The sequence below is a fragment of the Rhodophyticola sp. SM2404 genome (assembly GCF_053570515.1).
In genome coordinates, this window is sequence record NZ_JBSEDL010000010.1 from 43,850 (window position 1) to 56,142 (window position 12,293).

The 12,293-nt window shown below is 57.2% G+C and carries 13 protein-coding genes; 4 read left to right on the plus strand and 9 right to left on the minus strand.

Annotation, left to right across the window (positions count from 1 at the left end; genetic code table 11):
• Positions 1-12: 12 nt before the first annotated feature.
• The 5 genes from ACTYEO_RS13600 to ACTYEO_RS13620 all read right to left on the minus strand — a co-directional run bounded on the left by ACTYEO_RS13600 (position 13) and on the right by ACTYEO_RS13620 (position 3,005).
• Entirely contained in the window at positions 13-666 is a 654-nt protein-coding gene (locus ACTYEO_RS13600) for a peroxiredoxin (RefSeq protein ID WP_449324293.1), read from the minus strand.
• 179 nt (positions 667-845) lie between these two features.
• A complete protein-coding gene (locus tag ACTYEO_RS13605; RefSeq protein WP_449324294.1) occupies positions 846-1,499 on the minus strand; it encodes an RluA family pseudouridine synthase in 654 nt (217 codons plus the stop codon).
• Positions 1,500-1,554: 55 nt separating this feature from the next.
• On the minus strand, positions 1,555-1,770 hold the full coding sequence (locus tag ACTYEO_RS13610) for a hypothetical protein (protein WP_449324295.1): 216 nt from the start codon (positions 1,768-1,770) through the stop codon (positions 1,555-1,557).
• Between the two features lie 25 nt (positions 1,771-1,795).
• Complete coding sequence (locus ACTYEO_RS13615; protein WP_449324296.1) at positions 1,796-2,443, minus strand: ChrR family anti-sigma-E factor; 648 nt, start codon at positions 2,441-2,443, stop codon at positions 1,796-1,798.
• A 7-nt stretch (positions 2,444-2,450) separates the two neighbouring features.
• Positions 2,451-3,005 carry a sigma-70 family RNA polymerase sigma factor gene (locus ACTYEO_RS13620; protein WP_449324297.1) on the minus strand — a complete coding sequence of 185 codons (555 nt, stop codon included), beginning with the start codon at positions 3,003-3,005 and terminating at the stop codon, positions 2,451-2,453.
• A 206-nt stretch (positions 3,006-3,211) separates the two neighbouring features.
• Between ACTYEO_RS13620 and ACTYEO_RS13625 the strand changes: the two genes are divergently transcribed.
• From ACTYEO_RS13625 to ACTYEO_RS13640, 4 genes are read left to right on the plus strand one after another with little or no spacing between them, the layout of a single operon-like run.
• On the plus strand, positions 3,212-4,507 hold the full coding sequence (locus ACTYEO_RS13625; RefSeq protein WP_449324298.1) for an NAD(P)/FAD-dependent oxidoreductase: 1,296 nt from the start codon (positions 3,212-3,214) through the stop codon (positions 4,505-4,507).
• Positions 4,504-5,268 carry a DUF1365 domain-containing protein gene (locus ACTYEO_RS13630; protein ID WP_449324299.1) on the plus strand — a complete coding sequence of 255 codons (765 nt, stop codon included), beginning with the start codon at positions 4,504-4,506 and terminating at the stop codon, positions 5,266-5,268. The genes ACTYEO_RS13625 and ACTYEO_RS13630 overlap by 4 nt, the downstream gene beginning before the upstream one ends.
• Complete coding sequence (locus ACTYEO_RS13635; RefSeq protein ID WP_449324300.1) at positions 5,268-6,512, plus strand: MFS transporter; 1,245 nt, start codon at positions 5,268-5,270, stop codon at positions 6,510-6,512. Before ACTYEO_RS13630 ends, ACTYEO_RS13635 begins: the two co-directional genes overlap by 1 nt.
• 48 nt (positions 6,513-6,560) lie before the next feature.
• Entirely contained in the window at positions 6,561-7,292 is a 732-nt protein-coding gene (locus ACTYEO_RS13640) for an SDR family NAD(P)-dependent oxidoreductase (protein WP_449324301.1), read from the plus strand.
• A gap of 57 nt (positions 7,293-7,349) precedes the next feature.
• Here ACTYEO_RS13640 and ACTYEO_RS13645 read toward each other — a convergent pair whose 3' ends face one another.
• The 4 genes from ACTYEO_RS13645 to ACTYEO_RS13660 form a co-directional block, all read right to left on the minus strand.
• A complete protein-coding gene (locus tag ACTYEO_RS13645) occupies positions 7,350-8,492 on the minus strand; it encodes a saccharopine dehydrogenase family protein (RefSeq protein ID WP_449324302.1) in 1,143 nt (380 codons plus the stop codon).
• Positions 8,493-8,504: 12 nt separating this feature from the next.
• Positions 8,505-9,554 carry a saccharopine dehydrogenase gene (locus ACTYEO_RS13650; RefSeq protein WP_449324303.1) on the minus strand — a complete coding sequence of 350 codons (1,050 nt, stop codon included), beginning with the start codon at positions 9,552-9,554 and terminating at the stop codon, positions 8,505-8,507.
• Positions 9,555-9,628: 74 nt separating this feature from the next.
• Positions 9,629-10,330, minus strand: a complete 702-nt coding sequence (locus ACTYEO_RS13655; RefSeq protein ID WP_449324304.1) for a response regulator transcription factor — start codon at positions 10,328-10,330, stop codon at positions 9,629-9,631.
• Positions 10,327-12,252 carry a PAS-domain containing protein gene (locus ACTYEO_RS13660; protein ID WP_449324305.1) on the minus strand — a complete coding sequence of 642 codons (1,926 nt, stop codon included), beginning with the start codon at positions 12,250-12,252 and terminating at the stop codon, positions 10,327-10,329. The genes ACTYEO_RS13655 and ACTYEO_RS13660 overlap by 4 nt, the downstream gene beginning before the upstream one ends.
• Positions 12,253-12,293: the final 41 nt, after the last annotated feature.

The window sequence follows — 12,293 nt, forward strand, 5'->3', positions numbered from 1 at the left end:
ACAACCAGTCTTTTACGACTTGAGCGAAGCCATGCGAAGATAGGGCAGCTTCTTGTCGATCGAGCCGTATTTCGCGATTGCGTCTTCGTCCGAGACAGCCATCGGAACCACAACATCCTGACCGACAGTCCAGTTTGCAGGCGTCGCGATGTTCTCTTTCGTGGCGGTTTGCAGCGCATCCAAGGCGCGCAGCACTTCTGCGAAGTTGCGACCAACATTCATCGGGTAGGTCATCGACAGTTTCAGCTTCTTATCTGGCCCGATGATGAAGACAACGCGCACAGTTGCGGTGTCATTCGGTGTGCGACCATCAGGCAGATAGGCATCGGCGGGCAGCATGTCGAAGGCTTTAGCCAAGGCCAGATCGGTATCGGCAACGATTGGAAAGCCTGCTTTGGCACCGCCTACGGCTTCGATATCGCCTTTCCATTTGACGTGCTCTTCGGCGCTGTCCACGGAAATACCCAGAACCTTCGTGCCACGGGCGTCCCACTCATCGGCAAGCTGCGCGACGGCGCCGAATTCTGTGGTGCAAACAGGCGTGAAATCCTTGGGGTGGCTGAACAGAATTGCCCAATTGTCTCCGATGAAATCATGCAAGGCAAAGCTGCCTTGATCAGTTTCTACCGTGAGGTTTGGAATGATGTCGTTGATGCGAAGTCCCATATTCATCTCCATTTTGTCTTCGGTGCCGTTCTACCTGACATAAGAAGAGAGAGAAGCCGTTACATCCCGCCCAAAGTCGGGTTTCACGCAAAAAGGGAAGGTTATACCGCCGCACCCCTATAGGGCGAACGGCTGTCTGCTCAGCTTGGCCGGTTCCGAATGATGGTAGGGATTTCCGCCTAGAACGGGACGGGCGCACGGAACAGCATGCTTTTGCCGCCATCGGGGTGCCGCACCTTGAGGCTTTCGGCATGCAGCATAAGCCGCGGGAAATCCCGCGCCGCCTCCGTTGCATAAAACGGATCGCCAAGGATCGGGTGGCCGATCTCGCGCATATGGACCCGCAATTGATGCGAGCGGCCTGTCTTGGGGTAAAGGCGCATGCGGGTTGTCTCGCCCTCGATGCGGACACGCCGCCAATCGGTTTGGGCGGATTTGCCTGTCTCGAAATTCACATGCTGCAACGGGCGGTTTGGCCAATCGACGATCAAGGGCAGATCAATATGACCTTCCTTCTCGGTCACATGGCCCCAGACGCGTGCAATATAGGTTTTCTTGGTCTGCCGCTTTTCGAATTGCAGCCCCAAGTGACGTTGCGCATGCGGGGTGCGTGCAAAGATCATCACGCCAGAGGTGTCCATATCCAGACGATGAACCAGAAGGGCCTCGGGAAATGCAGTGGTGAGCCGCGCGATCAGGCAATCGGCAAGATGCTCGCCCTTTCCCGGAACCGAGAGGAGGCCCGCAGGTTTGTTCACAAGGATCAATTCGTGATCCTCATGGATGATATCCAGCGGATCATCAGGGGGGGAATATATGAAAGCTTCCGTCATGGCAGCACCGCTCTAGCGCCAATGCGCGCCCGCGTCGAATGCAAAAGCCGTGAAATCAGCTGTCTTGAGGATGATCGCGCTTGACCAGCTTCAAAATTGTCCAGATCGCGCTTCCGCCAAAAAAGCCGCCAGCGATGATCAGAACCTCAACCATAGCAGGCCCCGCTTGAAAGCCGCGATAGATCAAGGCCCCCAACAGTGCCGCGAGGCCCACAAAGCTGAAGGCCAAGCGGAATTTCAATTCACCGCGTGTCGGGCCGAAATGTTTCATGCCCGACCCAAAGGAGTAAAGCGGCTCATATGCCCAAGAAGGGTTGCGCCAATCTTGGCAGGAAGCTTTCAAAACGCAGCTTCGCATTGGTGGCGACAAGGCAGATGCAATCCTCGCCCGCTTCGGCAACGGGGGTGTGGTGCATATCCTGATCGCCAACCTCTACATCGCCGCGCGCGAAACGGTCGGTTTCATCGCGATAGGCGCCTTGCAAGACAAGCGTCATTTCCGTTCCACGGTGGCTGTGCTTGGGCATGGCCTGACCTGCGGGAATGAACAAAAGCCGCGCGGTGGCGTCCTTGTCGGAATGGATAACGGCCTGTTTGCAGCCCATCCCGATGGAACGCCACTTCACAGCTTCCGTGCCGCCCCCGATCGCATCGCGCAAAGGGGCGGGAAAAACATCATCGACTGGCGCAGGGTTTGGCTCTGCCACAGGTGCCGCGCCGGTGATCATGGCAAGCGTCTTCTCAAGGCTATCTTCGCCGATCTCGGCATCATCCATGCCCTCAAGGACACCGCCGCCAAGGGCTTCAAAGCTTTCCATCCGCGCACGCGATTCATCGCTAATCGATACATGTGCGGCCACCACAAGATCAAAAGCTTGCGGAAGATATCCAGCGGCGTAGCCCATCAGGAACTCGTCGCCGATATGGTGTTTCACGTCGTTCATTAATTATTCAACCCATCTTGTGGCGAAGTCTGTCTAACGCCAACCTAATCCGAGACTTGATCGTGCCAAGGGGGAGACCGGTTTCAGCGGCAATTTCGCTGTGGCTCAGGTCACCGTAATAGGCCCGTTCGATTAATTCCCGCTGCTTTGCGGGCAAAGAATTAAGCGCCTCAACCAAGCGGGCGCTGTCTTGTTGCAGGCCAAGAACATCTTCTTGGTCTGGTTCTTCCTCTGGCCCCCAAGGCAGATCCTCGGGTTGGGGGCGTGCATATTTCCGCAAGAGGTCGATCTTGCGGTTTCTGGCAATCGTGAAGATCCAAGTCGCCACCGAGGCGCGGGCTGGATCGTATTGTTCTGCTTTGCGCCAGACCGTTCCCATCACGTCTTGCATGACTTCTTCGGCAAGGCTCTCATCCGCGCCCGATTTCAGCAAAAACGCTTTCACCTTCGGCGCAAAGTTCCGAAACAAAGCCGAAAAGGCTTCCTGATCCTGATCTCGCGCAATTGCGGTCAGAACGACCACCCAATCTGGGCCGTCAGTCGTTTTGCTGGAGTTGGTCATGAAAGCCTTTCGCTTCTGCAAAAGCCTTTCAGCCCCAATATTGCGGGCAGTGGCACTGACACTAGAAGTCTCGATATGATCTCTTTCCAACAGCATAAAAGGTATACGCGCGATTCCAAGTGTTGGATCACTCTAAAATAATTAATCCGTTGTGATTTTTCGGGCGTAGTATCAATAACAAACAGAACATCATCAGGAGTGCCCGCGTGCCATTTGAAACCACCTTTGCCAGCCCCCGTCGTATCGCAGTTATCGGCGCTGGCATTTCCGGAATGGGCGCGGCCTATCATCTTTCCAAGGATCATTCGGTTACCTTGTTCGAGGCAGAGCATCGCCTCGGCGGGCATGCCCGTACCATCGTTGCAGGTAAGAACGGCGATCAGCCTGTCGATACAGGCTTTATCGTGTTCAACTATGCGAATTACCCGCATATGGCCAAGCTGTTTGACGCGCTGGATGTGCCTGTCACCCCAAGCGATATGAGCTTTGCCGCCTCAATCAATGATGGCGCGATGGAATACGGGTTGCACCATCTGGGCGCGCTATTTGCGCAGAAGCGCAATATCGTGAACCCGAATTTCCTGCGCATGGTCCGCGATATTATGAAGTTCAACGCCAAGGCCACAAAGCTGGCCACGGATTCCGATATCACTTTGGGTGAGTTCATGTCCCAGATGGGGCTGAGCCAATGGTTCAAGGATTATTACCTGACCCCGATTTCAGGCGCGATCTGGTCGACGCCGAAAGAGGAGATCATGGATTTTCCAGCGCAAGCACTCGTGCGCTTTTTCCGCAATCACAACCTGTTGCAGGCCACGGGCCAGCATCAATGGTGGACGGTGAAAGGCGGGTCGATCGAATATGTCCGTAGGCTTGAAGCCGCAATGCGAGCGCAGGGGGTTGATATCCAGACCAATGCAGGCCTCCAATCAGTACGGCGCAGCGCGGGCGGTGTCGAAATAAAACGTGGCGGCCATGTCGAGATGTTCGATGAGGTGGTGTTCGCCACGCATTCTGATGACAGCCTTGCCTTGCTGGCCGACCCCAGCGAAGCAGAGAAATCCGCCCTTGGCGATGTGCGTTATCAACCCAATGACGCAGTGCTGCATGCAGATGCGCGCGCCATGCCGCAACGGCGGGTCACTTGGGCCAGCTGGAACTATACCGAGCGCGCGGGCCATGAAGGCGGGCCGATTGACCTGACCTATTGGATGAACCGCCTGCAACCCATTCCAGAAAGCGACCCGCTATTTGTAACGCTGAACAGCCGTGGGCCGATTGATGACAAGCTGATCTATGACACCGTCACCTTCAGGCACCCCGTATATGATTTGGCAGCACTCGCCGCGCAGGGAAAAATCCGTGAGATCAATGGGACGCAAAATACTTGGTTCTGCGGCGCATGGATGAAAAACGGCTTCCATGAGGATGGCTATTCCAGCGCGATTGATGTTGTCGAAGCGATGGCAGAGCGGGATCGTTTGGCATTGGCCGCAGCGTGAGCGAGACCGTCGATCATATCTCGGGCCAGACCTTCCATGGTCGGCGCGGCAGGATCGAGAATGCCTTCAAATACAGCATCGATTACGTGATGTTGAATGCCGAGGCCGAGGCGCTGGCCACGCCCGCCTTGTTTGGCCGGAACCGTGCAAACCTGACCTCCCTTTGGGACGGTGATCATGGCGGCCCGCCAAAACAAGGTATGGGTGCACCATGGGCGCGGGCCGTTTTTGAAGCGCATGGATTGACCCAGAGCCTTGATGGCGCGCTGATGCTTTTGGCGCAGCCGCGGATGCTTGGCCATGTATTCAACCCCGTAAGCTTTTGGTTGGCATATGATCGGGACAAGCGCCTGCGCGCCGTTATCGCCGAGGTTTCCAATACCTTCGGGGATCGCCATTCCTATCTGTGCTTTCACCCCGATCACCGTGAAATCCTGCCTGAGGATGTTTTGACCGCGCAGAAGATCTTCCATGTTTCGCCGTTTCAGCCTGTCGATGGGGGATATAAGTTCCGCTTTGATATCTCTGCCGAAAGGATCGGCATTTTTATTGATTACTCCACTGGAAATGAGGGGTTGATTGCGACCCTCGTGGGCAAGCGGAAACCACTGGCAAACACGGCTATTCTGAAGGCGGTGATCCGCCGTCCTTTCGGGTCACGGTGTGTGCTTGGGTTGATCCATTGGCAGGCGCTCAAGCTGTGGTGGAAAGGCGCGGAATACAGGCCGCGCCCGATGCCGCCCTCGGATGAGGTGTCGTGATGCCACAGCGCCCTGCAAGGCTTGCGGGCTATTCGGTTTTTGCGGCGATGCTCGCCTCGGCGGGCCTTCCCATCTATATCCACGCGCCGAAATTCTACCTTGATGAATACGGGCTTGGATTGACGGCGCTGGCAGGTGTTCTGTTTGTGTTGCGCCTGTTTGATTTGGTGCAAGATCCGATCTTGGGCTGGCTGGCGCAGGTCGCCCGCACATGGCGCAGGCCAATGGTTGGTGGGGCGGTGCTTCTCCTTGGGGCATCGATGATCGGGCTTTTCGCTGTAACCCCGCCGATTGCACCGATCTGGTGGTTTGCGCTGACATTGACGGGGCTGTTCTCAAGCTTTTCTTTCCTGACCATCTGCTTTTATGCCGAAGGGGTTCAGACGGCGGCAGGCTTGGGCAAAGATGGCCATTTCCGACTTGCGGCATGGCGTGAAACAGGGGCTTTGATCGGGGTATGCGTGGCCTCGGTCGCGCCTGTGGCTTTGGCCTTCACAGGCTATCCCTTTGCTGCCTTCGCGCTTGGTTTTGCCGTGCTATGCGGTTTTGGCTGGTGGCTCATGCGGGCCGAATGGGGGCAGGGCGATATTGGTGCATCCGGCGGTTTTGGCGTGGTCTTGCGGGATTTTGTTGCGCTGCGGCTTTTGCTGATTGCTTTGGTGAACGCAGCGCCAGTTGCGGTCTCCTCTACCTTGTTCCTGTTTTATGTCGAAAGCGTGCTTGGCGCGGCAGGGTGGGAGGGGCCATTGCTGCTGCTCTTCTTTCTTGCCGCCGCCGCATCCGCACCGCTTTGGTCAAAGGTCGCGGCGCGCTTCGGCGCAAGGCCTACATTGCTTGGGGCCATGGCCTCAGCGATCCTGAGTTTTGGATATGTCCTGACCCTTGGCGCGGGCGACACGGCAGCTTTCGCGCTTGTCTGTCTGATCTCGGGCATGGCTTTGGGGGCAGACCTGACCTTGCTACCTGCAATTTTCGCGCGGCGCATGGCGCAGATCGCGCCGCAAGCCAGTGAGGCGTTCGGGCTGTGGAACTTCGTTTCAAAATTCACCTTGGCCTTTGCGGCGGTCACCCTTTTGCCTGCCCTTGATGCGGTCGGGTTTGAAGCAGGGGGCACAAACACCGATGAAGCATTGAACCGGCTGACCTATCTTTACGCGCTTGTGCCTTGCCTGCTGAAACTGGTGGCAATCGCTTTGCTGATCGCGACGCCTTTGCCCGAAAATCGCGGTGAAGCTTTGGATTAATCTTTCTGGGGACCTATCTTAAACCTACTGGTGTGAACGGAGTAAGACATGCGGGAATGGGCCGGAAAACGGTATTGGCTGATCGGCGCCTCGGAGGGGTTGGGACGCGCGGTTGCAGAACTGATGAGCCGCGCAGGCGTTGAAGTGATTGTCTCGGCGCGCTCTGAGGAACGCTTGCAGGAATTGGTCGCCGTCTTGTCTGGTCGGGCGTCCTATGTGCCGATGGATGTCTCGGACCCCGTATCTGTCGAAAAGGCGGTCAAGGAAGTCGGCGAGGTGGATGGTGTGGTCTATCTGGCGGGTGTCTATTGGCCCCAGCCCGCGACCGAGTGGAAGGCCGATGAGGTCAACACCATGTTCGACATCAATCTTGTTGGGGCCTCCCGTGTGCTGGGGCATATCGTTCCGCAATTCGTGGCGCGTGATCGCGGGCATATTGTTCTGACAGGTAGCCTTTCGGGGTTCCGCGGCCTGCCTGGTGCGACGGGCTACGGGGCTTCCAAAGCAGGGCTGATGTATCTGGCGGAGTCGATGTATTGCGATCTGCGCAAGACAGGCGTCGATGTCCAGATCATCAATCCAGGCTTTATCCGCACGCGTCTGACTGACAAGAATGATTTCAAGATGCCCTTCATCATGGAGCCTGATGCAGCCGCCGCCGAGTTCTTTGAGCATATGAACACGGACCGCTTCAAAAAGAGCTTTCCGGGCCTTTTCGGGATGATGTTCCGCATCAGCCAGCTCCTGCCTGATTGGCTCTATTACCGCATCTTCAGCTGATCGCCTCTCGGGCAACAATATAGCGCGCGAGGAAGACGGGCTTCGCTGAAGTGTGGGTCAGGCCAAATGGTCGACCACTTCGACATGCTGTGCCAATGTCGAGACAACCGCCATCCAGCCCGACACCATTTCAAGTTCAGACGGGGCGGCCTGAACACCTGGCTCCAGCAGGCCTGCTTGAACCGCTTGAACCGCAAGCGAGACGGGCACCGAAACCAGCCGCGCCATTGCAGTGCCGCGTTCATCGCCCCATGCATCCATTGTATAGGTCTCATGCCAGAGGGTTTCGCCATCACGCTCGACCTTGAGAGAGACACACATCACAACGCGGTCAGGCTCATCGTCTTCATAGGCATTCTCGGCCCAGAATTGATCCGACATCTCTTTGAGGCGGGCATCGCCCTCAGGGCCTGACAGGGTTTCGATTTCGCGGAACACATCAGCCCAAGCCTCAGACCAGCCGTTCAGACGCAAGGTGCCGCGCACGAATTGCTGAACATTCCAATCCTCGCCAAGCCCGTATTCCTCCATGAAGGGCAGGCTGTCGCGATTGGGGTAGACTTCAAAGCTCTCAGGCGTGGGGAGCGGGGCTTCATAGGAGGAAATCGCATCCCAAGGCCTGTCCACGGTCAGTTCCTCACCCTCGGAAATCGAGCGCGAGGGGGAACGCAGCGCGGTTAAAACCCCAAGCGGCGACCAAGAGAATTTATATTTGAAAGGGTTCTCGTATTTCGGAATGCCACCGCAATAGGAGGTAAAACTATGGCTGTTCTCGGGGTCGAACACATCCGACAATGAATAGTTGAGCATCAAGGCATGGGCCATGAGGTGATCGATGCCGGGATCAAGACCAACCTCATTGACCAGCGAGACACCGAGTTCCTGCGCACGATCATCCAAGGCGCGCATTTCGGGCGCGATATAGGAGGAGGACACAAATTGCGCGCCCGCATCAAGACAGGCCGTTGCGATGGCAACATGCTCGGTGGCGGGCAACATGGATACGGCAACATCGCCCGGGGCAAGCGCTTCGGACAGGGTCTTTAAATCATAGGGGCGGATATCATCGGTCAGGTCGCCAACCGCGTCTTGCGCCTTGGCAATTGTGCGGTTCCAAACCACCACATCTTCGCCAGCCTCCAGCAACCGTCTCAAACCAGGGACTGCCGAAAGCCCTGTGCCGCACCAATGAATTGTCATTACAAATCTCCCTCAGAGCGCTGCACTATGGCGATCAAACTCTATTTTTGCACGGCCCCAAACGCCTTGGTCCAAATTGTCGAGTGTCAGCAGCGAGGGCAAGAGTTGCTCTGCATAATCTTGCGAACTTTCTACGGGCAACATTGATGGCAGATTATCAATCGCCATCACATCAAGCGGGGGGGTGTCATGAACCCGCAAAGCAGGCGCATCCCATGTGGTTGTCTGGTCATAGACCTTGATCGGAGAAAAATCCGAGGTTGGATCACAGGCGATATCGCCGATAACGCTGAGCTTGCGCGCATCGTTGGGGGTAGAGGCCGGAACGAAAACCGGCGCACCGGGATGGGCGAGAATGCAGTTGAGGAAAATCTCGTGCTGCAACACTTCCGCGAAGGGGCCGCCATGGGCGGTCTCGGCCATATCCCATTTGGTGACCGAAATCCCCAATTCCTCGCAAAGGTCTGACCCACCTGTTCCAACACGGCCAAGCGCGCCGATGACAATGGCCCGAGGTGGCGTGATGTCACCCAACTGCGCCTTAAGCTCTGTGACCAGCGCATCTTTGGACGGGTAGACGCCCACGGGCGCGCAGATGCCGCCGTTTTGCTGCGCGATCCAGCATTTGAGGGAAACAGCCGCGCCTGCAAATCCCGCCCAATAGCCGAATGCCGCCACACGGCGGCCCGTTTCATCCACCAGATATTCAAGGTCAAACAAGGTGCCGCCACCTGCCTTGAAGCGTTTAAGCAGCTCTTGCCCTGCGGGCTGCCCCTTATAGGCATGGCCGAACATGATATGGCGGTGGGGCAGCGGCGTTCCGTCCTCGGGCAACTCTTTCAGCCCAAAGATGATCGCGTCAGAGGGGGCGTCAGGCCAGCTGTTCTCGGCGGCAATCTCGACGCCTGCATCCAGATAGCCCTGCATCGAAATCGCACGGACCGAGCTTTCCTCGATTGTGACGCGCATGCCCGCATCCATCAGGGCGCGCGAACCTTCAGGGGTCAGGCCCACACGGTCTTCATTCGGGCGCTGTTCGGCGCGGACCCATAGATGTGTCATGCTGTCTCCGTTGCTATTGGGCATGATATCTAAGCGAGAGCGCGAGGCGCGGCAACGATGTGTTTATAAAGGCGCTAATCCCAAGACACATCGCCCAAGAAGATATAGCCCGCGCCATAAATCGTCTTGATCAGTCTTGGGTTTTTCGGGTCTTCATTCAGCTTGGTGCGCAGCCGTGAGATGCGCACATCCATCGCGCGGTCAAAGCTTTCGCCTGCGGCACCGCCCAGATGTTCCTGCATCTGCTGGCGCGAAATCAGGCGTTTGGGAGCTTCAAGAAACATGCGCAGCACTTCGCCCTCGGCATGGGAAAAGGTAATCTCGGCCCCGCTTTCCTCGACCAGCATGTAGCTGTCGAAATAGGCGGTCCAGCCATTGAAACGCGCTGTTTGCAAGGCTGTATCACGGGCTTTGGGCTGGCGGAGCCTTGCGCGGACGCGGGCGACAACCTCGGCTGGATCGAAAGGTTTGATGATATAATCATCGGCTCCAAGCTCGAGCCCTGTGACCTTGTCCTGTACTTGCGAGCGCCCCGAAATGATGATGATCGCGGCCCCGCTTTCCAGAGCTAGGCGATGCACAACTGCAAGCCCGTCACGGTCGGGCAGGCCCAGATCGACAAGGCAGAGATCGGGTGTGGCTGTGCGCAAGGCCGCCTCGAATTCGGTCGCGCGGGAATAGGCTGCCGTGCGGAACCCTGCCTCGGATAACGCATCCGATAACATGGTTCGAATTTGGGGCTCATCGTCGAGGATCGCTACAAGGGGACCATTCATGACGCATGTTCTGCATGGAAAAGCTGTGTGAGCGCAACAGCATCGATCGGTTTTGACAAAACGGGCCAGCGCACGGCGCCCTCTTGGCGAAGGGGGGCGTCACTTGGAAGCGAGGTCATCAAGGCAAGCCGCGTGTCGGGCTGCGCTTTGGATATCGCATCAAGCAGATCAACCCCCGTGACCTCACCGCCCAGTTTTATGTCGGACAATACCCAATCAAGCCCGGGAAGATCGATCAGCGCGAGGGCGTCTTCTGCGGATGCCGCCTCAATGACCTGATGGCCGAAATCGATCAGCATATTGCGGATATGGGCGCGCAGATCGGGCAAATCCTCGACCACCATAACAAGCATGGGGCGGGCCTCAGCGGATGCAGGCCGCAAGGGCAGGCGTATGGTCACCTTTGCCCCATCACCTGTGTTGGCCAAACGGACCGTTCCGCCCGATAGTTGCGCGTGGTCATACACCATCGACAAACCAAGCCCCGAGCCTGAATCGCCCTTGGTTGTGAAAAACGGGTTGAGTGCTTCTTCAATCGCGGATTGTGAAAAGCCCAAGCCTTGATCCTCAACGCTCAGATCAAGCCATGTATCGCGCACAGCACTTGCCTTGAGGGTGATTTTACCCGCTTTGCCCGCCATCGCATCGCGTGCATTCAAAACGATGTTCAACAGCGAATCCTGCAGCGAGCCTGCATCCAGCATCAAGGTGGTATGATCCAGTGTCGAGATGATCTCGAGGGTGATTTCGGGGGGCAGCGGCGCGCGGGCCAGTGGTGCGAAGGCTGCAAAAAAATCATCCATATTGATCGGGGCAGGGCGCATTTCGCGCGGGCCAGAAATACGCGCGATTTTATCCAGCAGCATCCCGCCACGGCGTGCGGCGGTTTTTGTGGCTTGGGTCAATTCCTGCGCTTGCGGCGGCAAATCGAATTTATCCAGCCGCCCCTGAAGCCCGAGGATAATCGTGAGAAGATTGGCGAAATCATGCGCCAACCCGCTGGTCAGATGGGCGGCCAATTCACGCTTATGGGTTTGGGATAAAGCAGCGCGGGCCTGCGCCTCTTCGGTGACATTGGTCGAGAGGAGATAGACCCCGTTCACTTCGCCCGCGCTGTCGGTATCGGGGGTGAAAGCCGTGCGGATGCGATTTGCGCTGCTGTCATCGGTGAATTCGATCACGGAGGACTCACCCAGCAGGGCGCGGTCGAGATTGCTGCGCAGACGGGTGGCCGTCTCGGCGCCCAAGGCTTCTGCGAAACTCAACCCCACGATATCGCGCGGACGCCCCGGCAGAACCGTTGAGAGGCGGCGGTTGGTATAGGTATAGACCTCGTCGCGGCTGAGATGCGCAATATGGGCGGGCATCATCTCGGTGGTGAGGCGGATGCGCGCCTCCATCTCGGTCAATTGGCGCTTGGTTTCCTCCAATTGAGCATTGGTGGCGGCAAGTTCGCGATTGGTCTGGGCCAATTGCTCATTCTGGGTGATCACCTGATCTGACAGCTCTTCGGACCGTCCGCGCAACAGCGCCTCTTGGCGCTTGATCGAGGTGATATCGGTATAAACAGTAACCCAACCGCCTTCGGGCAAAGGGCTGCCTTCCACACAGATCATGCGGCCATTGGCGCGGGTGCGTTCCATGTAATGGGGCACGAATGCACGGGCCTGCTCAACACGGTCGCTGACGAATTGCTCGGGATTGGACACGGTGCCGTATTCCCCGTTCTCGACAAGGAATCGGATCGTATCTTCAAATGCCGCCCCCGGTGTCACGAGGTGTTGGGGCAGGCCAAACATTTGTTGAAAAGGTCGATTGGCCACCGCAAGTCGCAAATCGCCGTCATATATCGAAAGAGCTTGCTGGATCAGATTCAATCCGGCGCGGGTCAGATGATTGGTCGTGTTTGTCCTGTGCATCATGCTCTCCCTGCCCGCCATCGCTGACATCTCGATAGGTGAGG